Below are 22,879 nucleotides of genomic sequence, written 5' to 3' on the forward strand. Positions count from 1 at the left end.
TACTATTCGCTCGAACAAGAGATTTAAAAATGAACAAAAAACTTGTAGGTTTTGGTGGCTTGGCATTGCTATGCACCAATGTAATTGCACAACAAGTAGTGCAAAATGATTCTATGTCGGTCCAACAATTGGACGAAGTAGTGGTAAGTGATTCTCGTTTTAATTTGAAAAGAGAAAATTCAGGTAAAACGGTGATTAAAATTTCGGCCGAAGAATTGGAACGAAACCAAGGGCGGTCGGTAGCGGAGATTATTAACACTAAAAGTGGGTTAGAGGTAAATGGTAGTAGAAGTTATGCAGGGCAGAACATTTCTGTCTACGCAAGAGGAGGAAACAATCGTCAGGTTCTGGTGATTATTGATGGTATTCAGGTATCCGACCCTTCTAATGTAAGTGCCGAATATGATCTTCGTTTGTTGAACACCTCACAAATTGAAAGTATAGAGATCATAAAAGGGGCTTCCAGTACCTTGTATGGTAACTCTGCGGCAACAGCTGTCATCAATATAACCACAAAAAAAGCAGATAAAGATGGTTTGGCATTGGATGTGCTATCAAGTATGGGTACCAACCAACCGGAAAACGATCAAAATTATAATATTTCTGATTTCTCTAATACGGTTACAATTACAGCCAAAGAGGGAGGTTTATCCGTTTTGGCCTCTGGGGGGCATCAATATACAGATGGTTTATCTGCTGCGGTAGGAGAGGAGGCCGACGACTTTTCTAGAATAGACGGTAATGTTAAAATAGGATATCGGTTTTCGAACAAATTTGATGTAACGGCTTCTGCCTTTTACAATAAATTAAATACGGAGTACGATAATGGTTTTCCTATAGAAGATGCAGATTTCTATTATAAAGGAGAGCAGTCCCGATTTGGTCTTGCCGGGACTTTCTTTTACAAGAATGGAGAAATACATGCGAATACCGCTTTTAATCAGATAAACAGGGAGTTTGTTTCCAATTATCCCTCAGCCTATGATTCAGAGTCTTTGGTGTTAGATGTATACAATAAGTATACTTTTAATGGGAATATATACTCTATTGTTGGGGTAAACTATGTTGATGGAAAAACACTGTTCGATGAAGAGAAAAATGCCGATAATTTAGACCCTTATGCCAATGTTGTGTATGTAAGCGATTTTGGTCTAAACCTTAATGTGGGCGCAAGGTTGAACAACCATAGCGAATATGGCAGTAATCTTATTTATAACATCAACCCTTCTTACCGTATTGGAATTAACGAGGGGTATTTTAAAATGATGGGTTCATATGCAACTTCGTATATAGCACCGAACCTTTCGCAATTGTATGGTCCGTACGGAGCCAACCCGGATTTGGACCCCGAGGAAGATACCACCATAGAGGGAGGTATAGAGGTTAAATTTTCTGATTGGTTAAGGTTGAGTGGAATCTATTATAATAGAAAGGAAGAAGGTCGTATAGATTATGTTACTATTGACCCGCAGACGTTCGAAAGTCAATACAGAAATATTGAAGAGGATGTTAATTTATCTGGGGTAGAAATAGAGCTACAGGCAAAACCATTAAAGAATATGGATGTTACCGCCAATTACACCTTAACAGAAGCAGAAGAGGACCTAGCTCTACGAATACCAAAGAACAAGATCAATGCAACGGTAGGCTATACTTTTAGAAACAAGACTTATGCTTCCATAATGTACCAAAATGTCTCTAGCCGGACAGATACCGACTTTTTAACCTATAGTACGGTAGATTTAGAGCCTTTTAGTCTTGTAGACCTTTATCTGAAACATGAGGTTTGTGATCAATTTAGTTTCTTTATATCGGTTAGCAATATCTTCAATGAAGAGTATGTAGAAATATTAAATTACACTACGAAAGGAAGAAACGTTCGAATAGGAATGAACCTAAAATTATAAGCAAAGAAAAGGCGGCCAAAAGGCCGCCTTTTTATTTTTTTAATTATTGTTTTATTCCAAATTGGCATTATAATGGGTGTCGTCTATCATTTTATCACTAAAAGGGCTATACATTTTAGAGCTACTTAAAATCTCGATGGGGTTTTGAACCGTTAAGTTGGATTTTCCGCTCGAGCCCGTTATCTCTTGTATGGCACGAGCCAATAAGGGTTCGTTTAAATCTCCTAAAATTCCCAAATTCCCATAATCTTCCTTAAGTAGAATATCTGGCACCAATCCACTGGTAAAGTCAGAGAAACCATCTGCATTTTCATTTCTCCCCAAAAGTGGTTGTATGGCCCATTCGTTATCTGAATTTATTTGGTTTACCCGGCTTGGGGTATATAGATAAGAGTTTTCCCTATCATCTACCAAAGTAGTGGAAAACTCATTTTTTCCACGTGTTACATCACCAATATGTACAATATCAATATAGGGTTCTAGACTATTGATCAAGAGCTCACTGGCAGAGGCAGAGCTGGCCGTTGTTAGAACATATAGTTTTGATAGTCGTAAAGGGTCGATCGCATTACCTTCAACTTCATCCGTAAAATATACCTCTAATTGGCTTTCCGAAAGTTGCTCTTGTACCTTGTCGTTGTATCTTTTTCTGAGGAACAGATTGCTCTTGTCCGTATCATAGATCATACTGGCCAATAACCTTGTAGTGTTTACGGATCCACCCGGATTATATCTTAGGTCCAGTACCAATTCCGTTATACCTACATCTTTTAAGCCAGTGATGGCATCATATAAATCGTTATCATACTCGTTGGTAAACTGGTTGTACATTAGATAACCAATTGTAATTCCGTTTATTTCAAATGATTTGGATATAAATACGGGGTTTTCTGCAAGAGCCTCTTGCTTGGTCAATGACACTTCCTCATCATTTTGTACTACGTCGCCATTAACAAAATCGGCCATATTCAACACATAAGTATCATTATCTCCAAATAATAGGTCTGTGTAATTATTGATCGTAAGTGTTTGGCCGTCTACACCGGTAAAAAGATCTCCTCTTTCAATGTCTTTGGCTGCGGCATCAGAATTCGGTACAATATATCTCACGTATCCGAACACTTCTTCGCTGTTGGCTTTGCGCACCAAACCAAATTCTAATCCATTACTTCTAGAGATACCGGCCAAAGATTGTGTCAACACCCTATAATCAGAGTTATAGAAACTAAATCTGTCCTCGATATATAAAAGTTTGTTATCAAAAAAGGCTCCTGGGTCATCTTCAGATTCCAAGAAAGCGGTATAGGTTTCGGAATCGGAAAACCTATCGTCGGCCAAATCTGGCATATCGGCTTGCCAGAAGTACCAAAAATTCATTGCTTTCCACATAAAGTCTTGTACGGCTACATCTGCTGAAGACAATGGATCTATGGTGCCTGGAATAGTTAGCTCATCGTCTTTTGAACAAGAGATGACCATAACCGTTAAAAATAAAATTAAGAACCTTTTCATTATAGGTAGAACTTCGAAAGCCGTGTTTTATTTTAGTTTATCTATAGGATTTTTAGAGGCACGTCTCAAATTATCCAAAATAAGAACGTTTTTTCTGTCATCGAACAGTTTTGAACTGGAAACTAGATTGGCCGGCATTACCACTTCAAAACTTCTTTTGGCGCTAATACCGGTAATTTCTTCTATGGCCTTGGCCAATAATGGTTCATCGGGATCACCTAATGTGCCTAATTTGGTGACATCCTCTTCCAGTTCTATATCAGGGATCAGACCATCGGCATAATCGGAGAAACCTGCACTGTTCTCAACCCTGCTTACTATAGGTTGTAGCGCCCACTGGTTATCCGGATTAATTTGGTCTTCTGTCTCCTCGTCATAAAAGTTACCATTTTCCGGATTGTCCACAAAAGTGATGGATCCTTGGTTTTTACCAACAGTTGTGGTTCCGATATGTACCACTTCCATATAGGGCTCTAGTCCTACCATGACCAATTCACTTGCCGAAGCTGAAGAATCTGTGGCAAGAATATACACTTTACTCAAGTTTAAGGTATTTAAAGGAGCATCTGTATTTCCAAATAACGTACCGGTAGTGGCCACGAAATTATTATCTAGTTCACCTTCTTCAAAAAGCGCTTGTAATTTGGCGTTATACCTAGTGGTGTACAACAGATCGCTGGTATTGGTACCATATATTAGGCTAGCCAATATTTCGGCCGTAGAGCCACTACCTCCCAGATTGTATCGTAGGTCAAGAACAAGATCGGTGACGTTTTGACTTTTAAACTCACCAAAAACTTCGTTTAGGGCTTCGCCAGATCCGCCTATAAAGGAATTGTACATGAGATACCCGATTTTTTTATCTCCAACTGTTAGAACAGTATGGGTTAAAATCGGATCCTCTACCAAACCTTCTTGTTTTGTAAGAGAGACCTCTTTACCATTGGGACTAATAGTATTGTCCTCTATAGTGGCCATATTTAAAACATAGGTGTCGTTATCTCCGAAAAGTAAATCGTAATAATTGTCGACCGTAAGGTCGATTCCGTTTACACCTATAAAATAATCACCTCTTTTAATATCTTTTGTAGCCGCATCAGAATCTTTCACCACATATTGCACAAATCCGAAAACATCATCGGTATTCCCGATTCGGCTAAGACCGAACTCCAGCCCGTTACTTTTTGATATACCTGAAAGGTAGTTCGTTAATTCCCTATAATCATCGCTATAAAATGTAAAGCGGTCTTCTTCATAAAGAAGTTCATCTATTAAAAAATCCTCGGGATCCGGATGTTCTTCCAAATAACTTTCATACTCTGTTTGGGTGCTAAAACGGTCATCTGCCAAAACGGGTACATCACCTTGCCAATAATAATAAGCGTTTAAGGTTTGCCACATAAAATCCTGTACCTGAATATCAACTTCTTCAACAACTTCATCGTCGGTAACCTCCTCTTCAACTACTGGGTTGTCATCATTTTTTTTACAAGAGACAACGATTATCCCTAAAAATAACAGGTAGAAAAAATACTTCTTCATAAATTCTTTTTGTTTTTATTAAAGTCCTTTGAACAAGTATTATACCAAGAATAATATGTAAAATAACCGTAGGGGACTTTAGGTAATTAATTGTTATACGTAATAAACATTGATAAGAGATGTTAAATTTACCCAGATGAAACAGAAAAAAAAATTTTTTGTAACAAAATTCGTTTCACCTCGTCTTCCTAATATAAACCGGTAATAGGGTTTATGGACAACTAAACCAGCATGAAACAAGCGGAATTTTTAAATGTGGTAATGCCTTTTAAGGATAAACTATACCGATTGGCGAAACGTCTTTTGGTTTCTAGCGAAGAGGCCGAAGATGCCACACAAGAAATTTTGTTGAAGTTGTGGGCAAAAAAGAAATCCATGGCCAATTACAAAAATGTAGAGGCCTTTGCCATGACAATGACCAAGAATTTTTGTTTAGATCGCTTAAAGTCGAAACAAGCGGGAAATCTAAAACTGGTTCATAGTAATTATAAGGAAGAGGGTACAAACCTACAAAACCAGGTAGAGGCGAGAGACAGTTTAAGTTGGGTAGAGAAAATAATGGAGGAGTTGCCCGAACAACAAAAAATGGTATTACAGTTGAGAGATGTAGAGCAGTACGATTATGACGAAATTGAAGCTTTGTTGGGTATGAAACCAACAGCTATAAGAGTAGCCTTGTCTAGGGCAAGAAAAACAGTAAGAGAAAAATTAATGGAAAAACATAGTTATGGAATTGGATAACATAGAAAAATTGTTGGAAAAATATTTTGAGGCCACTACAACGGTTGCCGAAGAAGAGGAGTTAAGGCGATATTTCTCTAAAGAAGATATACCGGCCCATTTAGAGCAATACGCTTCTATGTTCCAATATTTTAATTTGGCAAAAGAAGAGCGTTTTACCAAACAGTTGGCATTAAAACCTAAAACGAACCTTTATAAATGGGCTTCTGTTGCAGCGGTGGCAGTGTTGGCTTTTGGGGTGTATTTTGGAAACGACTATCGAGAGCAAAAACAAGCTGAAAAAGAAGAAGCTCTATTTGCCTATAACCAAACAAAAAAGGCCTTTACGCTTTTGGCGGAAAACTTTAATAAAGGAACACAGAAGGTGGCTTATTTAAAAGAGTTTGAAGAGGCAAAGGATAAAATTTACAATAACGATTAAAATTAAAAACAAAAGAGATGAAAAAGATAATAGTAACCGTAGTAATGGCATTGGCGTGTTATACAGGGTTTTCACAATCTGTGTTCGATAAATATGAAGATTTGGACAATGTGAGTGCTGTTGTGGTGAACCAAAGCATGTTCAGACTACTGTCAAATATAGATGTGGAGGTAGACGATCCAGAAGCCAAGGACTTTATGGACATTGCCAAAAGTTTAAAAAACTTAAAGGTCTTTATTACGGAAGACAAAAAAATATCGGCAGATATGTTGGGCACCATGAATTCTTATCTAAAGTCAAATTCATTGGAAGAGCTAATGCGAGTAAAGGATAAGGATGCCAATGTAAAGTTTTACATCAAGCCCGGCAAGGATGATGATCATGTAAGCGAGTTGCTTATGTTCGTTACGGGTATCAATAATTCGGATGTTGAAGTAAACGGAAGAAAATTTGAAACCGTTCTATTGTCCTTGACAGGAGATATAGACTTGAACAAGATAGGTTCGCTTACCCGTAAAATGAACCTTCCGGAGGAATTGAACAAAGCAGGAAAAGACAATTAAAAAGATGGAACGGTCAAATGGGAAGATTCTAAAATTTGGCCGATAGGTCCACACATAAATAATTCATCAATAACAAATCAAAAAACAAACAGTCATGAGAAAATTAGCAGTAGTACTTTTAGTAGCCATTTTGCCTTTATTTGGATTTTCACAATCCGTATTCGACAAATATGAAAGCATGGACAACGTAGGGTCTGTGATCGTAAATAAAGGGATGATAGATCTAGTATCTAAAATCGGGGCTTTTGACGATGATCGAGAAACACAAGAATTTGTGGAAGTAGCAAAAGGACTTAAAGGGGTGAAAGTGTTTATGACAGAAGATAAATCTGTATCCGCAGATATGGCCAAGACGGTCAAGAAATATCTAAAATCCTCAAGGTTGGAAGAATTAATGAGGGTGAAGGATAAGGATGTCAACGTTAAGTTTTATATCAGAAATGGAAAGAAAAAAGACCATGTGACAGAATTGTTAATGTTCGTATCTGGAATGGATGATGTTGAAATAGGACACAAAGGAAGAAAATTAGAAACTGTTCTGGTAAGCCTAACGGGAGATATAGACCTAAATAAAATAGGCGCTTTAACTGAAAAAATGGATTTGCCCCAAGACCTGAACAAGGCAGGTGGCAAGTAAAACCCAATAATAGACCTATCGAACAATCGATAGGTCTTTTCTTATTTTAAAATATGACAACTATGAAAAAAATTAAAAATGCGATTGTTCTAGCTATAGTAGTAATCGTAAGTTCTTGTTCCTCTACCCAGAGCTTGCAAGAATATTATATAGACAATACCGAGAACCCTAATTTTTTACATCTAGATATTCCAACCAGTATTTTGAATATAAAAGAAGCGGAGCTATCACAGGAGCAACAAACGGCATTGGCCTCTTTGAAGAAACTGAATATTCTCGCTTTTAAGAAAACGGAGAACAATGCAGAGGAGTATAAATTAGAGAAAAAACAGGTAAAGGCAATTCTGTCAGCTGATAGCTATACAGAATTAATGAAAATGAATACCGATTTTGGCCGTGCGACAATAAAATATTTGGGAGAAGACGATGCCATAGATGAGGTTATTATATATGGAGACAATAAAGATAAGGGGTTTGCGCTGATCAGAGTATTGGGAAATAATATGAATCCCGCCCATTTTATACAGTTATTACAGGCCATTCAAAAATCAGACTATAAAGGAGAAGGCCTGGGCGAGATCAGAGACCTGTTTAAAGGTTAAAACATAAAGTATCTTTAATTAAAAACCTGTTGTGATATCATAACAGGTTTTTTGTTTTCTATGCATAAATTGAAATTTAGGACCCAATTAAGTGACCTTTCCCTAATTTTAGTGTCACACTAATAAATAACCTTTAAAACTAAAATTAGATATAAAATGGAACAGAACGCACAAGTATGGATCGATAAAGGAATAGGACTCGCTATAGAGTATGGCCCCAAATTATTAATGGCAATTTTAATTTACATTATAGGTTCTTGGGTCATCAAGAAATTAATGAACCTTCTTAAAAAGGGGATGACAAAACAAGAATACGATAAGTCACTTCAAAAGTTCTTGTTGAGCCTTGTTAAATGGGGACTTACAGTTTTCCTTATAATTACGGTTATTTCTACCTTGGGCGTTGAGACCACTAGTTTGGCAGCAGTTATAGCGGCCGCTGGTTTGGCAGTTGGTTTGGCCTTGCAAGGGTCGTTGTCCAATTTTGCAGGTGGTGTATTGATTATAATCTTTAAGCCTTATAAAGTCGATGATTTAATAGAGGCCCAAGGAGTATTGGGGCATGTAAAGGAAATAGACATCTTTACTACCAAATTGATAACGCCACAGAACAAATTGGCTATCGTACCCAATGGGGCAATGGCCAACGGCAATATTGTAAATTATACCGCAGAAGGAAAAATGAGGGTAGATACGGTAATCGGGGTAGGATATGACGAAGATATTAAAAAGACAAAAGAAGTATTGATGGAGGTTTTGACTTCAAATCCAAAAGTTTTATCAGATCCGGCACCATCTGTTAACGTGGAGGAATTGGCGGATAGCTCGGTTAATTTCGCCGTAAGACCCTACTGTAGACCAGAAGATTACTGGGATGTTTATTTTGGAACTATAGAAGGCTGTAAATTGGCACTGGACAAAGCAGGTATAGAAATACCATACCCACATGAGGTACAGATAAATAAATAATAGAATTTGATGTAAAAAAAAGGACCGTTGTAAAACGGTCCTTTTTTATTTTATATACATTAAATAAAACTATATTCCTGTATAATTACTAGGTGTTATCTGTTTCAGTTCGGTTTTAATTTCATCTGAAACGTCCAACGTTTCTATAAACGAAGCAATAGATTGCTGGTTTATCTTTTCATTGGTTCTCGTAAGTCCTTTTAAGGCTTCATAAGGGTTTGGATAACCTTCCCTTCTTAAAATTGTTTGAATAGCTTCTGCTACTACGGGCCAATTGTTCTCAAGGTCTTGCTCAAATTTCTCTTTGTTCAGCAATAATTTGTTTAAACCTTTTATGGTAGATAAGAACGCTATAATCGTATGCGCAAAAGGCACGCCCACGTTTCTTAATACCGTACTGTCGGTTAGATCGCGTTGCAGTCTCGAAACGGGAAGTTTTGCCGATAAGTGCTCAAAAAGGGCATTGGCAATCCCAAGGTTACCTTCAGAGTTTTCAAAGTCTATGGGGTTTACCTTATGTGGCATGGCCGATGAGCCTACCTCTCCGGCCTTAATTTTTTGTTTAAAATAGTCCATGGATACGTAGGTCCAAAAATCGCGGTCTAGATCTAGAATAATGGTATTAATACGTTTCATGGTATCAAAAAGAGCCGCCATATGATCGTAATGCTCAATTTGAGTGGTGGGAAAAGAGTGATGCAGTCCTAGTTTTTCTTGTACAAACTCATTCCCGAATTTTTTCCAATCAATATCTGGGTAGGCAACTTTGTGCGCATTATAATTTCCGGTAGCACCTCCGAATTTTGCAGCACTCGGTACGTCGTTCAATAGATTAAACTGTTCTTTTAGCCTAACAACAAATACTTCAATTTCTTTTCCTAAACGGGTAGGCGAGGCTGGTTGCCCATGGGTTCTCGCCAACATAGGAATTTCGGCCCATTCTTTAGAAAGCTCTTCGAGCTTATTTACCACATTAAGATATTCTGGAACGTATACATTGTTTAAGGCTTCCTTTATAGAAAGAGGTATGGCCGTATTGTTGATATCTTGTGAGGTAAGCCCAAAATGTATGAACTCTTTAAAAGAAGAAAGTCCAAGATTGTCAAAGGCTTTTTTGATAAAATACTCGACCGCTTTTACATCATGGTTGGTTGTTTTTTCGATTTCCTTTATGTCCAACGCATCTTTAGCGTCAAAATTCAGATAGATATCCCTTAAGGCGTCAAATTTTGATTTGTCAAAATCGGCTAGTTGTGGCAATGGTATTTCGCATAGGGCGATGAAGTACTCTATTTCTACCCTAACCCTATATTTTATGAGGGCTTCTTCGGAGAAATAGGGGGCAAGGCTTTCGGTTTTGTTTCTATATCTGCCATCTATTGGAGAAATGGCGTTCAATGCATTTAAGGCCATGATGTTCGGTTTATTTTTAAGGAGGCAAATATACCGATAACTGGTAGAGTTTAAAATACTTCTGGGAACTAAAATTCAGCGAAAGCTTTTTAAGTTGGGTTTAAGTAGGTTTGCCGTTCTTTCTCTGTATTTTTTTTAATACCCTTCTCGCCCTTGCTTGGTATGCGGCACTACTTTTGCCATAATTCTGCTCCAATATCATTTTTAGTTCTGGGTGTATCCACTCAAATTTGTTTCCCAATAAAAATAAAGTTGTCATGGCATACGCTTTCGGAGCTACTTTATGCTTGCCAATCAACCAATCAAAACAAGCTGAGGTAATTAGTTCTAAATGATTGTTTTTGATATGATCTTGGCTTTTATGGATATGTGCGGAAAAATGGGCATCGACCAGTAGTTCGCAAATTTTTGACATGGGTCGAATAGAGGATTCCAGCGTCACCTTGTCCAATACATTTGTAAAATCGTCCATATAAGGGTATATGATGGCCAATTCTTTTCTCACTGTAAACTCCATGATCCAACTGGCCTTACAAGAAACAGGATTGTGGTTTTGGCCGATTACCTCTAGTAAAAGCTTTATGGCCGTAGGGTCGGACAATACAATTTCTGTCGCTTCTTCTCTTTTTGCAAGAGAGGAATCCACATAATTTAACAATTGATATAATCCATCTATGGTCATAGTATCGTAATTTTATAAAAGAAAGATTTCCCCTCCCAAATGAAAATACTGAAAAAAATTACAGTAGGCCTACTTTTAGTATTCGTTGCCCTACAATTTTATAGACCACAAAAAAATATTAGTAACGGTAACCATGCCAAAGTGTTCGTGCAAGAAACAAATCCGTCAACAGAGGTTTTGAATATATTAAGAACGGCATGTTATGACTGTCATAGCAATAATACCGAATACCCTTGGTATAATCAGGTGGCCCCTATTTCCTTTTGGCTTTCAGATCATATAAAAGATGGAAAAAAGCATCTTAATTTTTCTGATTGGGAAAATTATACCAAACAAAAAAAAGACCATAAGTTAGAAGAGATTATAGAAGAGGTACAAGAGGGGGGAATGCCTTTGAAGGAGTACACTTGGACACACAAAGAGGCAAACCTTTCTGAGCAACAAACAAAACAGGTGATAGAATGGGCGACCAAAACTAGGTTGTTATATCAATTAGGGAAGCAACCAAATTAGGAACGCCCTTTTTCGCCTTTTCAGGTATTATCGTTAGGTTTTGTCTACTGTTTTCAGAAATGGAGGGTTTGGGATCAATATAATAGATAGGGGTCATATGAGGTACAAAATCAATAAGACTTGCTGCTGGGTATACCTGCATAGAGGTGCCGATGATGACTAATATATCGGCAAAGGCGGTTATTTTAATGGCTTCTTCCAGGAGAGGAACGGCTTCTCCAAACCACACGATATGTGGCCTTAACTGATACCCTTGTTCACACGTGTCACCCAACAATAAATCTTTTTTCCAGTTTATTTCTTTTCCTCCTTTTTTAGTGCTTCTTACCTTTAACAACTCTCCATGAAGGTGTATAACGTTTGAGCTACCGGCTCTTTCGTGTAAATCGTCTACATTTTGTGTTATAATATGCGCTTTGTAATAAGACTCTAACTGTTTTAAGGCCATATGGGCAGGGTTCGGAGACACCTGTAAAAGTTGCCTTCTTCTTTGATTGTAAAACTCCAACACCAACTCGGGGTTTCTTGCAAAGGCTTGGGGCGTTGCGACCTGCATTACATCATGTCCTTCCCAAAGGCCGTCGGCGTCCCTAAAGGTCTTTAAACCACTCTCTGCACTTATGCCGGCACCGGTAAGTACTACAATGTTTTTCATAGTTGCTTTTTGTTTCAAAATTATACTTTTTATTATCTTGGATTTTATGATCGATACAGAGCTTTTAACTTATTTGGAGGATTTTATATCCGAAGAACGAAAAGAACGTTTTATTTCAATATTAAAAGAACGTACAAAATTTATTACCGTAGCTATCGAAGATGTCTACCAGATGCACAATACCAGTGCTGTTATAAGAAGTTGTGAATCTTTTGGGGTTCAAGAAGCCCATGTCATAGAGGGGAGGTTTGGAAAACGTTTAGATAAGAATATAGCCATGGGGGCGCAACAATGGGTAGATGTTTACAGGTACACTTCTTCTGGTCAGGCAATTAATAACCTTAAGGACCAAGGTTACAAAATTATAGCCACCTCGCCACATGCAGATAGTTCTTTACTGAACGACTTTACCTTAGATTCAAAAATAGCCTTGTTTTTTGGAACTGAGAAAGAAGGGTTGAGCGATGAGGTTATGACGAATGCCGATGGGTTTTTAAAAATACCTATGGTCGGTTTTACCGAAAGCCTAAATATATCGGTTTCGGCCGCGATTGTTCTTCAAGATTTAACCACCAAATTAAGAAAGAGTGATTTAAATTGGCAGCTGACACCCGAAGAGATTATTGAAAAAAGATTGGATTGGACCAAAAAATCTATTAAGAGCATTGACAACATTTTGCAAAGATTTTATAGCTCCGAATAATATTTTCACTATATTAAATCATTAACCAACTAATTGATATACAAATGGATATAGTGATTTATATTTTTGTTGCCATTGTCGCCTTGGTATTGTTGTTGGCAGCAATTGCGCCCAAAACCTACCGTGTTTCTAGAAGTATACAGATCAACAGCTCTAAAGATGTAGTGTTTTCATATCTTAAATATTTGGAAAAACAGCGAGAATGGTCGCCATGGTCCAAAAAAGACCCTAATATGCAAACCAAGCTTATTGGTACAGATGGCGAAGTAGGGGCGGTTAGTTATTGGAATGGTAACCGGGAAGTTGGAGAAGGGGAACAGGAAATAAAAAAGGTAGTAGAAGGGGAAAGGGTAGAAGGTGAGCTGCGCTTTTTTAAACCGATGAAATCCCAGTCAGATTGTTATTTTGACCTGGAGGAATCATCGGACGATACATGTAAGGTGACGTGGGGTTTTGCTGGTAAAAATAGATTTCCGTTCAGTATAATGATGCTTTTTATGAGTATGGACAAAATGGTAGGAAAGGATTTTGAAGAGGGTCTTCAAACCTTAAAGGACCTATTGGAAAATCCATACAACGAACAATAGAACAGGTTTTTGTTTTTATACTACAGTAAGCTGCAAAGTGACTAAATGGTCATCTGATCAAAAAAAATGCCCCTTACACATAAAAAATAGACGCTTCGGCCCTTGCACCGAACCTAATGGGCAGTAGCGTGGTGCCGATACCTTTAGAAACATACATTTTAATGTGGTTGGTGGTGTACCATCCCTTTAAGTATTTGCCACTGCCTGCCGGTTTAAATAATTCGTTGCCAAAAAAGGTAATCTGTCCGCCATGGGTATGTCCAGATAGTATACAGGTAATGTTTACTTTTAGCGATGTGTTTAGTTCCGAGATGATATCGCTATATTCCGGACAATGGTTTAGAACAATGGTGTCCAATTGTTTGTCGTCCATATCGTTCACCGCTTTTTGAAAGTCGGCCGTTCCTCCTATAAAATCATCGATACCCAAGATATTAATGCTTCTAGAGCCTTTGGTGTAAATATGATTTTTATTCATTAAAACAACACCGTTATGCTTGTTTAATACCTGAGCTATTTCTGAATAGGCTATCTTACCCGAATGTTCTTTATTGCCGTAAATCAGAATTTTAAGGATGTTGTAATCGAATAGGGCAAGTAGTGCGTTTAACATAGATAGCTTGCTTTTTCTGGTAATGGTGTCACCGGTAAAAAGGATAATATCGGGGCGTATAGAATTAATTTTCTCTGCAATTGAAACAAGGGAGGTGTTAAGTTCTTTTAGGTGTATGTCGGATAACTGAACTAAGGTTATGCTATTATTTTTGTTTTTACTGATATCATAAACCGTCCAATCGATAATATATTTTTCGAACCAAAATGCGTCCAGGGCAAAAAGACCACCAAGACCAATAATAGAAAAAAACAATTTTTTAATAAATCCCCTTCTCTTCATCACTTCTTCAGCTCTCTTGGATGTTATGCAATAGTTCGGTTTTCTATGGGGTTAATGGGCCAACTGTAATAATGCTATATCGTAGTCATTATCCAAGAGTACTTTTCCGTTTTTGACTTCTACGGCCGTTTCAGAATAAGTATCAAATAATTTGGTGCCGTCTCCAAAAAAACCTTTTACCCAAATGGATTTTTTTCCTTTTGGCAAATCTAGCCCGACTACCACTTTATCTTTATAATCCCCTTTTATGTATGTTCTACCAAATACATAGGGTGATTTTGCCAGACGTATATGCCTGCCTGCACCAATGGCAGGGTGATTGTTTCTAAACTGTCCCAGTTTTTGCCAATACTTTAACGTTTCTTGTACTTTTGGTACGGTATCTAGCTCGTTCCAGTTCATAAAAGACCTAAGAGTGGCGTCTCCTTGAGTGCTATCCACAACCAAACTTCTTGTGGTTTCATCTCCGTAATAAATTTGTGAGGCTCCTGGGGTAAGAAGAAGAACATTGGCCGCCCTTTTTGGCTTTGATCTTAGTTTATCGTACGGATAGCCATCATCATGAGAGGTTAAATAATTTAGTACACCTTTTCCTTTTAACTGGGTGTGGAGTAATTTGTCGTATTTGGAAAAAATGGTCTCATAATCATTATTAGCATCTTCCTTTAGTTCAAAATTGATCAGACTATGGAAGCCATTTTCAAAATAATCCACTTTTTTATCACCAAAATCGTAGTTTCTACCAGCAGAAATTCCATATCCGTATACCTCTCCGACCATAAAAAAATCAGCATCGTCCAAGACCGCTTTTGGATGTTTTCTTTTCCATGTGTTAAAGGCATAGGACGCTTCTTTGTACAACTCGGCCCAAGCCTTTTCATCAACGTGTTTTACGGTGTCTACCCTAAAGCCGTCGATTCCGAATTCATGTATATAATCGGTCAACCATTTAATAATGTAATATCTTGGAGCCCTTGGATAGCCGGTTCTTTCAAAAAATAACTGTAGCTCGTCCAGTTCGGTACTTAATCTTCCTTCTTTTTTCCATTTTGCCAATAAATGATCCGGTAGTTTAACAGCCTTGTCCGAAGCTGTTATAATGTCTGGTAGGTTGTTCACCAAAGTGCAATGTGTAGTATTCTCGTAGGTGGTAAATTTACAGGTAGGTTCGGTAATGACCCATTCTTTTGGCCAAACGGGATCTTCATCTGTTTCCGGTCCAGTATGGTTAAGAACCACGTCCATAATAACTCTTATGCCATTTTTATGGGCAGTACGTACTAAGTTGGCCAAATCTTGTCTTGTGCCGAAATTGGGGTCCAAAGTGGTCCAATCTTTGGTCCAATATCCGTGATAACCATAGGTGTTACCTGTACCTTCATCGGTATCACCGTGTATTTGCTCTACAACGGGTGTAAACCAAATAGCATTAATACCCAAATCTGTAAAATATCCTTCTTCGATTTTTTGGGTGATACCCTGTAGATCTCCACCCATAAAACCTCTCAGTTTTCCCGTGTGATTGGTGCGCCCAAAATTTACATCGTTATCTACGTTGCCATTGTTAAATCTATCCGTAAGCAAAAAATAGATATTGGCGGCGTCCCAAACAAAAGGTGTTTCTCTTTTTATGGTGGTAGGGGCTTGGTTAGAGGCTATGGTTTTTTTGGGCACCTCTTTGTTTTTTAAGTTGCATGAAAATAAAAGGGAAAAAATACCTGTGGCAAGGATCAAATTTTTCATATGCATCTTAATTTGGTTAAAGCTATAAAATGCAGATGGAAGGTTAAAATTTATTTTTTTGGATTTAAAACTTTAAATTCTTCATAACAGCTACTAATGGCATCCAAGATCTGAAGGTCGTTCGCTGTTGTTATAAAAGATTTGGAGTAATTACAGTTGTTAAGTATATCTTGAATATCCATTTTATCCAATTGTAAAAGTTCCATTAGTGTTTCACGATCAAATTTAGATGCCAGAAGATCACGTATTTGGTCGTCTTCTTTCATTTGACGCAGTTTTCTCATTTGTGCGGGTCTTTTTCCGAACAAATTTCTCAGTAGGTCGGCCGGATTTAAAATGGCACCCAATACCTTTGTAACAGCGCTTGGGTTTTTGTTACCACCTTCGTAACCTACCGATAAACCCGAAATGCTATATTGGTAAGCATTGTTGATGGGTAGGTTTTTAACGTCAATTTCAAGATATCCCGTAAGTTGATAGGGTCTTACTATAACCTCTTCTAGTGCGTATGCAAGTTCTGTTAAGGCAATTTCCGTATTTTCAAATTTAAACATATCGTTGGTGACCCTTATTTTTTGCGACTTAAAACCTAGGTAAGAAAAATATAAGGTGTCGTTAACGGCCGCTGAAATAGAAAATTCCCCTTTTTGGTTGGTAATGGTCCCAATAACCTGGTTAAGATTCACAACGTGTACACTTTCTAAGGGTTCGTCGGTTTGGGCATTTTTAACGACAGCCTTTAAAGATCTGATTGCGGAATCTTCTTGGGCTACCATTAATAAACTAAAAAAACAAAAAAATCCTACAATAAGAACACGCATAAATCTGTTTCGTCAAAATTTAAAGATACAAACAAAATAAAAAAATACGCCGAAGCGTATTTTTTAATATACAATTAACTAAAAGAAATCACCTTTTCTTTTCTGGCTCCGTCTTTTTCCTGAATTTGGACTTTGTGAATTTCCGCGGTCCCTACCTTTGCTTCGGCCTCTGTCATCGTTTCTAGAGCGACTTCTTCCTTTGCCCCTGTCTCCTCTAAAGCCTCCGCCTCCACGTCGTTTACCTCCACCACCACCTGGGTTCTTGGAGATTTCTACATTTACGAACCTACCGTCTACCTTAAAATCTTTAAAGGTGCTCAGTATTTTCTCGGACACTTCGGCATCAGTGTTAAAGAAAGAGAAGCTTTCTTTTACATCTACCTTGAAAACATCTTCTTTACCAAGTCCTACGGTATCTCTGATAAAGTCTTTAAGCGACATCCAGTCATACCCGTCTTTTTCCCCAACGTTCACGAAATATCTAACCGATCCACTAGTAGGCATAGATGAATTTCTTCCGTGGTCACCATCTCTTCCAGAACCAGAACTAAGATCCTTGGCCTTATTGTAGTAGTTGTAGAATCTTGTAAACTCTACCGAAACTATCTTTTTGATCAGCTCTTCGCGGTCAATACCCTGTAACACGTCGTTAATGGCCGGAAGGAAATTGTCTACCTCCGGATTAATTTCAGTATCTTTTATTTTATTGGCCAAATGGTAAAGTTGAATCTCACAGATTTCCATTCCGGTAGGAATGTTTTTGGAAATAAAATCTTGTTTTATCTTATTTTCTATGGCCTTTATTTTTCTTAGTTCACTACGAGTGACTATTACCATAGAGATTCCTGATTTTCCTGCACGTCCCGTTCTACCGCTTCTATGGGTGTAGGTCTCTATTTCGTCCGGTAACTGATAATTGATAACATGTGTAATATCGTCAACATCGATACCCCTGGCGGCAACATCGGTAGCCACTAGCATTTGAATCTGCTTTTTTCTGAATGCGTTCATGACAAGGTCACGTTGATTCTGGCTTAGGTCGCCATGCAGGGCTCCGGCATTATACCCATCCTCGATCAGTTTTTCGGCAACTTTTTGGGTATCTCGTTTTGTTCTGCAGAAAACTACCGAAAAAATATCGGGATTCGTATCTGCCAATCTTTTTAAGGCGGGGTAACGGTCTCTGCCGCTTACGACATAGTACTCATGTTGTACTGTAGAAGCCCCGGAGTTTTTTGCACCTACCGTAATTTCTTGTGGCGAGTGCATGAATTTTTTTGCTATTACCGATACCTCTTTGGGCATGGTGGCGGAAAATAGCCATGTAGACTTTTCGTTAGGGGTGTTGGACAGAATATCTTTGATATCTTCAAAGAAACCCATGTTCAACATCTCGTCCGCCTCATCAAGAACACAATAATCGATTTTGGTGATATCTACCAAACGGCGACTGATCATGTCTTTCATTCTTCCTGGAGTGGCAACGATTATTTGTGCACCTCTTTTTATCTGTCTGGCTTGTTCGGTGATACTGGCACCACCATATATAGCAACAACATTTACGTTTTTCTCGTATTTGGAATAGAGTTGTAGCTCATTGGTTATCTGTAGGCACAATTCGCGGGTAGGCGATAGTATAAGGCCCTGTGTTGTTCTACTGTTACTATCTATTTTTTGAATCAGGGGGAAACCAAAAGCAGCGGTCTTTCCGGTTCCTGTTTGTGCAAGTGCCACCAAATCGGTCTCACTTTCCAATAAAATTGGGATTGCTTTTTCCTGTACTTCGGAGGGCGATTCAAAACCCATATCCGAAACAGCATCTAATAGAGACTTCTCTAGTCCCAGTGCTTCAAACTTTGTCATATTATGTTATATACTTAATCGCAAATAAGAATGTTGCTTAGAGCGATTATTTTACAACCTGTTTAGACTCAGCGCAACACATGCTATACCAGCGGCATTAATTAAAGCGGCAAAGGTACTGCTAATAAATGAGATGTTATAATTATTACAGGTATTGATTTTTTAAGGCGCCAGACTATAGCCGTATGAAGACATTAAAATACCTATGATACCAAACGCTACCATAAGAAAAATAAAGGTTTTTTGAAGTTTGGGATTGTCGTGAACTATGATACATACGGCGCCAAGAACTATACTTATTTGAAAAAAGAGCATGCCCATGTCAAATTTTTTAGTGGCATTGTCGTATTCTTCGGTCAGGGTTTCCCATTCCTTGATTCCGATAATTTTGCCCATTTCGCCATCAAGGTCCTGAGCCCATTTTTCTTTTGGGATATTTGCAGACCCAATTAAGATTTCCTTTTTTTCGGCGGCATATTTTTTAATTTTATTTTTTATGCCGTCAATTTTCTCCTTAATACCATCTTTATTGTTTTCTAACACTATGCCACTTTCCAATAATGCCTGTAAATAATCCAATTCTCCTTCTTTGAGGCTTTCTTTAATGCTTTTAGATTGATACCAGCCAGAGTAGTTGACAACTTTGTTGTGGGCAATCATCATTTCTTCTTCCAGTTCTCCGTTGATCATTTGCGATATGGCCATTAGGGCAGCAAAAAAGGCTATCAGAACACCTCCGACAGCTTCGGCTCTTTCGGAAGCAACAGAGACTTCTACGGTGTCCTTGGTTTTGTTAGGTTGTGACATTCTTGGTTTTTAGATAGGAAATAAGCTTGGAGAAAGCTTTTCCCCGGTGTCCAATTTTATTTTTTGTCTCTAAGGGTAGTTCTGCAAATGTTTTGTCGAATCCTTCTGGTTTGAATATGGGGTCGTAGCCAAAACCTTTTTCTCCATTTTTTATCTTGGTAATCTGTCCCTTGACAGATCCTTCAAAAAACAATGTTTCATCGTTAAGGTTTAATGCTATGACGGTCTTAAAACTTGCGGATCTGTCATCTTTATCCTTAAGATTGGTCAAAAGTTTGTCCATATTTGCATTGGCGTCGTTTTTTTCTCCGGCATATCTGGCCGAGTATACGCCCGGTGCTCCGTTCAGGGCATTTACAAGCAGTCCGGTATCATCCGCAAAACAAGGAAGTTGATAGGTTTTAGAAACGTAATCTGCCTTGAGCTTGGCATTGCCCTTTAATGTATCTGCAGTTTCGGGAATAGGTTCGGAGCATCCTAAGTCCGTTAAGGAGACCAGGTTGATAAAAGGGGGAAGCAATTTTTGTATTTCCTTTAATTTGTTTTGGTTATGCGTAGCGAATACAAGTTTCATTTAAATGAATTATTCTTTAGGGGAAAAGGAAGTTATCAGAATCAAAAATACTAATTTTATAATATGGAACTAAAACTGCCTCCTATTCTGGTATTTATCTTTTTTGCTATTATGATGTATTTGGTGGGGAGGTTCTTGCCTTTTGGCTTTTTTGATTTTTTCGGACGCTTTCTTCTGGCCAAAATATTGAGTGTATTGGCTGTACTGGTCGCGCTGGTATCACTGGTTCAATTTTATAGGTTAAAAACAACGGTAGATCCTAGAGCTCCCCATAAAACTAATAGATTGATAACTAACGGTCTGTATAAATATTCTAGAAACCCCATGTATTTGGCCATGCTGCTTTTGATACTGGCATATGGTCTACAGATGGGAAATGCGTTCAATACATTGGTGGCAGCCGGGTTTGTGTCCTATATGAATCGATTTCAAATAATTCCGGAAGAGAAAATTTTACTCCAGAAGTTTGGAAAGGAGTATAAAATATACCTTTCACAAACAAGAAGGTGGTTCTAAAGTAATAAACATTTTTGTGTATTAGCTTTTTAGATAATAATTAAAAATATTACTTAATTAACTTATTAATTGGTATATTAGCTTTTTAATTAATAATCATGATAGCAATAATAACAGGTGACATTGTCAATTCTGAAAATCATCCTTCATCTGAATGGATGGATATTTTAAAAGAATATTTTTCACGTTTTGGCCCAGCTCCGATGAATTGGGAGATATATAGGGGAGATGAGTTTCAGTTAAAGGTGACACAAGAAAACGCCTTGTTGGTAGCCATTCAAATAAAGGCTATTTTAAAATCCATCAAGGGGTTGGATGTGCGTATGGGAATTGGAATTGGTCTAGAGACCTATATCGGTTCCGGTGTTAGTGAATCCAACGGTCCGGCTTACCAAAGATCTGGCCGTAAACTAGAATCGTTAAAAGATAGCAAGGTTAATCTTAGCATAGCAACGGGAAACGAATTCTATGACCGCACATTAAATCTTATGTTACGGCTTGCTTTGGACTTTATGGATGATTGGAGCGTGGTGTCCGCAGAAATAATAGCATTGGTGTTGGATGAGCCCAATGCCTCCCAGAAAGAGATAGCGAAGAAATTGGGTATTAAACAATCTGCCGTTAGCCAACGGCTAAAACGGGCTCGACTAAACTTGGTTTTAGACTTATTGGACTATTATGAAAAACAAATCAAAGAAATATAAGGGATGCAAATATTTATAAAGCTATTGTTGGCTCATTTAATAGGGGACTTTATGTTGCAGCCAAGTAAATGGGTGGTACATAAAGAAGCCAACAAAGCAAGGTCAAAGTATCTCTATTTTCATGTTTTAGTGCACTTTGCACTATATGTATTGGTCTTATGGAATATGAACGATTGGAAAATAGCAGTTGTTATAACCGTAAGCCATTTGTTTATTGATATGGGCAAGTTGTACGCTGCCCCTTGGTTTAAGAACGGGAGCGTTCCTTTTTTCTTAGATCAGATACTGCATATTCTAGTGCTTTATATTTGTTGCTTTTATGATAATTTGTACGAGCACACCATAATGCTTTTCAATAATTTGGATTGGGGCTTATTACTGGCGGTAGTTTTTGTTACTTTTCCTTCTGCCATTATAATGGCGAAGCTTTTGGAGGGAATGTCGGATCAGATCAGTACAGATCACAAATCATTGCCGAACGCAGGTAAGTATATAGGAATTATAGAAAGGTTGTTCGTATTGGTGTTCATTTTAATGGGAAGGTGGGATGCCATAGGTTTTCTGATCACCGCTAAATCTGTTTTTAGGTTCAACGACCTAAAAGAGAGCAATAGCAGAAAATTAACGGAATATATCTTGATCGGTACCTTGGTAAGCTTTGGCTTGGCCATTATTGCCGGTATTCTTTATACAAGCTTTAATTGATTTAATGGCATGAACAGGTTTGCGGTATTATTTATAACATTGGGGTTTGTACTTAACGTTGCTGCCCAAACTAAACATTTTACTTCTTTTGACGATGTTGCCATAGCGTATACGGATGAGGGGCTCGGTAATGTCATATTGCTTGTTCACGGTTTCTTAAACTCTGGCAGGTCATGGGAAAATACCCATATAAAAAAAGATTTGCTGGAAAAAGGATACCGTGTGATTACCCCTGATTTGCGGGGAACGGGAATGTCCGACAAGCCACAAGACGATATGTATTACCATAACGACGCAGAGGTAAAAGACCTTCAGTTATTAATGTCACATTTAAAGATCGCCCGGTACGATGCCATCGGATATTCTAGGGGAAGTATCGTTTTGGCAAAACTTTTGACAAAAGATATGCGAATTAAACAGGCCGTGCTTGGGGGTATGGGCATAGATTTTACCGATCCTGAATGGGATAGGCGTTTAATGTTCGCAGAGGCTTTTGATGGCAACGAAACAGAAATGACCCGAGGGGCGGTCACCTATGCAAAATCTATAAATGCGGATTTTAGATCTCTTCACCTGCAGCAGAAGTATCAACCGGTTACTTTGGTGGAAGACCTTGTCAAGGTAAAGGTTAAAGTTTTGGTAATCGTTGGTGACAAGGATATGGATAACGGGGATTCTGCGGCATTGAGCAAAGTTTTTAAAAGAGGAAGGCTGGTTAGGGTACCCGGAGACCATAACGGAGCATGGAAAACAAAAGAGTTTTCAAAGAAGGTTCTTCGATTTTTGTAAGTTATTATACCATGG

Annotated in this window: 25 protein-coding genes; 14 read left to right on the forward strand and 11 right to left on the reverse strand. The window is 38.1% G+C overall.

The genetic code is table 11. The features are described from left to right. Nucleotides 1-29: 29 nt before the first annotated feature. Nucleotides 30-1,907, forward strand: coding sequence for a TonB-dependent receptor plug domain-containing protein (locus AB657_RS02725; RefSeq protein WP_047245090.1), 1,878 nt, complete (start codon nt 30-32; stop codon nt 1,905-1,907). Nucleotides 1,908-1,958: 51 nt separating this feature from the next. Here AB657_RS02725 and AB657_RS02730 read toward each other — a convergent pair whose 3' ends face one another. After that, nucleotides 1,959-3,419: a S41 family peptidase gene (locus AB657_RS02730; protein WP_047245091.1), complete on the reverse strand. Its 1,461-nt coding sequence runs from the start codon at nt 3,417-3,419 to the stop codon at nt 1,959-1,961. 27 nt (nt 3,420-3,446) lie between these two features. Then, a complete protein-coding gene (locus tag AB657_RS02735) occupies nt 3,447-4,961 on the reverse strand; it encodes a S41 family peptidase (protein WP_047245092.1) in 1,515 nt (504 codons plus the stop codon). Between the two features lie 231 nt (nt 4,962-5,192). Between AB657_RS02735 and AB657_RS02740 the strand changes: the two genes are divergently transcribed. From AB657_RS02740 to AB657_RS02765, 6 genes are all read left to right on the forward strand, one after another. Continuing rightward, on the forward strand, nt 5,193-5,702 hold the full coding sequence (locus tag AB657_RS02740; RefSeq protein ID WP_047245093.1) for an RNA polymerase sigma factor: 510 nt from the start codon (nt 5,193-5,195) through the stop codon (nt 5,700-5,702). Beyond that, nucleotides 5,689-6,123, forward strand: a complete 435-nt coding sequence (locus AB657_RS02745; protein WP_047245094.1) for a hypothetical protein — start codon at nt 5,689-5,691, stop codon at nt 6,121-6,123. Before AB657_RS02740 ends, AB657_RS02745 begins: the two co-directional genes overlap by 14 nt. A 17-nt stretch (nt 6,124-6,140) precedes the next feature. Continuing rightward, nucleotides 6,141-6,686, forward strand: coding sequence for a DUF4252 domain-containing protein (locus tag AB657_RS02750; protein ID WP_047245095.1), 546 nt, complete (start codon nt 6,141-6,143; stop codon nt 6,684-6,686). 94 nt (nt 6,687-6,780) lie between these two features. Next, on the forward strand, nt 6,781-7,323 hold the full coding sequence (locus AB657_RS02755) for a DUF4252 domain-containing protein (protein ID WP_047245096.1): 543 nt from the start codon (nt 6,781-6,783) through the stop codon (nt 7,321-7,323). Between the two features lie 62 nt (nt 7,324-7,385). Beyond that, on the forward strand, nt 7,386-7,925 hold the full coding sequence (locus AB657_RS02760) for a DUF4252 domain-containing protein (protein ID WP_047245097.1): 540 nt from the start codon (nt 7,386-7,388) through the stop codon (nt 7,923-7,925). A 156-nt stretch (nt 7,926-8,081) separates the two neighbouring features. After that, nucleotides 8,082-8,894 (forward strand): mechanosensitive ion channel family protein, encoded by an 813-nt coding sequence (locus AB657_RS02765; protein ID WP_047245098.1) that lies wholly within the window; start codon nt 8,082-8,084, stop codon nt 8,892-8,894. Between the two features lie 69 nt (nt 8,895-8,963). Here AB657_RS02765 and purB read toward each other — a convergent pair whose 3' ends face one another. After that, on the reverse strand, nt 8,964-10,307 hold the full coding sequence (purB, locus tag AB657_RS02770) for an adenylosuccinate lyase (RefSeq protein WP_047245099.1): 1,344 nt from the start codon (nt 10,305-10,307) through the stop codon (nt 8,964-8,966). A 100-nt stretch (nt 10,308-10,407) separates the two neighbouring features. Further along, nucleotides 10,408-10,989 carry a hypothetical protein gene (locus AB657_RS02775; protein WP_047245100.1) on the reverse strand — a complete coding sequence of 194 codons (582 nt, stop codon included), beginning with the start codon at nt 10,987-10,989 and terminating at the stop codon, nt 10,408-10,410. Nucleotides 10,990-11,028: 39 nt separating this feature from the next. Between AB657_RS02775 and AB657_RS02780 the strand changes: the two genes are divergently transcribed. Beyond that, complete coding sequence (locus tag AB657_RS02780; RefSeq protein WP_047245101.1) at nt 11,029-11,502, forward strand: heme-binding domain-containing protein; 474 nt, start codon at nt 11,029-11,031, stop codon at nt 11,500-11,502. On the opposite strand, the gene AB657_RS02785 is transcribed toward AB657_RS02780, so the two are convergent. Then, nucleotides 11,465-12,157, reverse strand: a complete 693-nt coding sequence (locus AB657_RS02785; protein WP_047245102.1) for an SIR2 family NAD-dependent protein deacylase — start codon at nt 12,155-12,157, stop codon at nt 11,465-11,467. The two genes, AB657_RS02780 and AB657_RS02785, sit on opposite strands and share 38 nt — an antisense overlap. Before the next feature lie 46 nt (nt 12,158-12,203). Between AB657_RS02785 and AB657_RS02790 the strand changes: the two genes are divergently transcribed. Both AB657_RS02790 and AB657_RS02795 read left to right on the forward strand, forming a co-directional pair. Then, nucleotides 12,204-12,860, forward strand: coding sequence for a TrmH family RNA methyltransferase (locus AB657_RS02790; protein WP_047247761.1), 657 nt, complete (start codon nt 12,204-12,206; stop codon nt 12,858-12,860). Nucleotides 12,861-12,904: 44 nt separating this feature from the next. Next, complete coding sequence (locus AB657_RS02795) at nt 12,905-13,447, forward strand: SRPBCC family protein (protein ID WP_047245103.1); 543 nt, start codon at nt 12,905-12,907, stop codon at nt 13,445-13,447. A gap of 73 nt (nt 13,448-13,520) precedes the next feature. On the opposite strand, the gene AB657_RS02800 is transcribed toward AB657_RS02795, so the two are convergent. The 6 genes from AB657_RS02800 to AB657_RS02825 form a co-directional block, all read right to left on the reverse strand. Then, the gene (locus AB657_RS02800) at nt 13,521-14,342 is read right to left on the reverse strand and encodes a metallophosphoesterase (protein ID WP_047245104.1); all 822 of its coding nucleotides are present in this window, start codon (nt 14,340-14,342) and stop codon (nt 13,521-13,523) included. Between the two features lie 51 nt (nt 14,343-14,393). Continuing rightward, nucleotides 14,394-16,085 (reverse strand): alpha-amylase family glycosyl hydrolase, encoded by a 1,692-nt coding sequence (locus AB657_RS02805; RefSeq protein ID WP_047245105.1) that lies wholly within the window; start codon nt 16,083-16,085, stop codon nt 14,394-14,396. A 50-nt stretch (nt 16,086-16,135) separates the two neighbouring features. Further along, nucleotides 16,136-16,861, reverse strand: a complete 726-nt coding sequence (locus AB657_RS02810; RefSeq protein WP_232304905.1) for a carboxypeptidase-like regulatory domain-containing protein — start codon at nt 16,859-16,861, stop codon at nt 16,136-16,138. A gap of 123 nt (nt 16,862-16,984) precedes the next feature. Then, nucleotides 16,985-18,769, reverse strand: coding sequence for a DEAD/DEAH box helicase (locus AB657_RS02815; protein WP_047245107.1), 1,785 nt, complete (start codon nt 18,767-18,769; stop codon nt 16,985-16,987). Nucleotides 18,770-18,931: 162 nt separating this feature from the next. Beyond that, nucleotides 18,932-19,576 carry a DUF4337 domain-containing protein gene (locus tag AB657_RS02820; RefSeq protein ID WP_047245108.1) on the reverse strand — a complete coding sequence of 215 codons (645 nt, stop codon included), beginning with the start codon at nt 19,574-19,576 and terminating at the stop codon, nt 18,932-18,934. Further along, nucleotides 19,563-20,150, reverse strand: a complete 588-nt coding sequence (locus AB657_RS02825; RefSeq protein ID WP_047245109.1) for a non-canonical purine NTP diphosphatase — start codon at nt 20,148-20,150, stop codon at nt 19,563-19,565. The genes AB657_RS02820 and AB657_RS02825 overlap by 14 nt, the downstream gene beginning before the upstream one ends. A 63-nt stretch (nt 20,151-20,213) precedes the next feature. Between AB657_RS02825 and AB657_RS02830 the strand changes: the two genes are divergently transcribed. The 4 genes from AB657_RS02830 to AB657_RS02845 all read left to right on the forward strand — a co-directional run bounded on the left by AB657_RS02830 (nt 20,214) and on the right by AB657_RS02845 (nt 22,864). After that, complete coding sequence (locus AB657_RS02830) at nt 20,214-20,666, forward strand: methyltransferase family protein (protein ID WP_047245110.1); 453 nt, start codon at nt 20,214-20,216, stop codon at nt 20,664-20,666. A 98-nt stretch (nt 20,667-20,764) separates the two neighbouring features. After that, complete coding sequence (locus AB657_RS02835) at nt 20,765-21,370, forward strand: SatD family protein (RefSeq protein ID WP_047245111.1); 606 nt, start codon at nt 20,765-20,767, stop codon at nt 21,368-21,370. A gap of 3 nt (nt 21,371-21,373) precedes the next feature. Continuing rightward, nucleotides 21,374-22,075, forward strand: a complete 702-nt coding sequence (locus AB657_RS02840; RefSeq protein WP_047245112.1) for a DUF3307 domain-containing protein — start codon at nt 21,374-21,376, stop codon at nt 22,073-22,075. Nucleotides 22,076-22,084: 9 nt separating this feature from the next. Then, nucleotides 22,085-22,864 (forward strand): alpha/beta fold hydrolase, encoded by a 780-nt coding sequence (locus AB657_RS02845; protein WP_047245113.1) that lies wholly within the window; start codon nt 22,085-22,087, stop codon nt 22,862-22,864. The last annotated feature ends 15 nt before the right edge of the window (nt 22,865-22,879 follow it).

Origin of the sequence: Maribacter thermophilus, from assembly GCF_001020565.1 — a bacterium.
Classification (GTDB): domain Bacteria; phylum Bacteroidota; class Bacteroidia; order Flavobacteriales; family Flavobacteriaceae; genus Maribacter; species Maribacter thermophilus.

Coding starts and splice junctions, on each gene's coding strand:
- AB657_RS02725 (WP_047245090.1), top strand. CDS start 30: ATGAACAAAAAACTTGTAGGTTTTGGTGGCTTGGCATTGCTATGCACC.
- AB657_RS02730 (WP_047245091.1), bottom strand. CDS start 3,419: ATGAAAAGGTTCTTAATTTTATTTTTAACGGTTATGGTCATCTCTTGT.
- AB657_RS02735 (WP_047245092.1), bottom strand. CDS start 4,961: ATGAAGAAGTATTTTTTCTACCTGTTATTTTTAGGGATAATCGTTGTC.
- AB657_RS02740 (WP_047245093.1), top strand. CDS start 5,193: ATGAAACAAGCGGAATTTTTAAATGTGGTAATGCCTTTTAAGGATAAA.
- AB657_RS02745 (WP_047245094.1), top strand. CDS start 5,689: ATGGAATTGGATAACATAGAAAAATTGTTGGAAAAATATTTTGAGGCC.
- AB657_RS02750 (WP_047245095.1), top strand. CDS start 6,141: ATGAAAAAGATAATAGTAACCGTAGTAATGGCATTGGCGTGTTATACA.
- AB657_RS02755 (WP_047245096.1), top strand. CDS start 6,781: ATGAGAAAATTAGCAGTAGTACTTTTAGTAGCCATTTTGCCTTTATTT.
- AB657_RS02760 (WP_047245097.1), top strand. CDS start 7,386: ATGAAAAAAATTAAAAATGCGATTGTTCTAGCTATAGTAGTAATCGTA.
- AB657_RS02765 (WP_047245098.1), top strand. CDS start 8,082: ATGGAACAGAACGCACAAGTATGGATCGATAAAGGAATAGGACTCGCT.
- purB (WP_047245099.1), bottom strand. CDS start 10,307: ATGGCCTTAAATGCATTGAACGCCATTTCTCCAATAGATGGCAGATAT.
- AB657_RS02775 (WP_047245100.1), bottom strand. CDS start 10,989: ATGACCATAGATGGATTATATCAATTGTTAAATTATGTGGATTCCTCT.
- AB657_RS02780 (WP_047245101.1), top strand. CDS start 11,029: ATGAAAATACTGAAAAAAATTACAGTAGGCCTACTTTTAGTATTCGTT.
- AB657_RS02785 (WP_047245102.1), bottom strand. CDS start 12,157: ATGAAAAACATTGTAGTACTTACCGGTGCCGGCATAAGTGCAGAGAGT.
- AB657_RS02790 (WP_047247761.1), top strand. CDS start 12,204: ATGATCGATACAGAGCTTTTAACTTATTTGGAGGATTTTATATCCGAA.
- AB657_RS02795 (WP_047245103.1), top strand. CDS start 12,905: ATGGATATAGTGATTTATATTTTTGTTGCCATTGTCGCCTTGGTATTG.
- AB657_RS02800 (WP_047245104.1), bottom strand. CDS start 14,342: ATGAAGAGAAGGGGATTTATTAAAAAATTGTTTTTTTCTATTATTGGT.
- AB657_RS02805 (WP_047245105.1), bottom strand. CDS start 16,085: ATGAAAAATTTGATCCTTGCCACAGGTATTTTTTCCCTTTTATTTTCA.
- AB657_RS02810 (WP_232304905.1), bottom strand. CDS start 16,861: ATGGTAGCCCAAGAAGATTCCGCAATCAGATCTTTAAAGGCTGTCGTT.
- AB657_RS02815 (WP_047245107.1), bottom strand. CDS start 18,769: ATGACAAAGTTTGAAGCACTGGGACTAGAGAAGTCTCTATTAGATGCT.
- AB657_RS02820 (WP_047245108.1), bottom strand. CDS start 19,576: ATGTCACAACCTAACAAAACCAAGGACACCGTAGAAGTCTCTGTTGCT.
- AB657_RS02825 (WP_047245109.1), bottom strand. CDS start 20,150: ATGAAACTTGTATTCGCTACGCATAACCAAAACAAATTAAAGGAAATA.
- AB657_RS02830 (WP_047245110.1), top strand. CDS start 20,214: ATGGAACTAAAACTGCCTCCTATTCTGGTATTTATCTTTTTTGCTATT.
- AB657_RS02835 (WP_047245111.1), top strand. CDS start 20,765: ATGATAGCAATAATAACAGGTGACATTGTCAATTCTGAAAATCATCCT.
- AB657_RS02840 (WP_047245112.1), top strand. CDS start 21,374: ATGCAAATATTTATAAAGCTATTGTTGGCTCATTTAATAGGGGACTTT.
- AB657_RS02845 (WP_047245113.1), top strand. CDS start 22,085: ATGAACAGGTTTGCGGTATTATTTATAACATTGGGGTTTGTACTTAAC.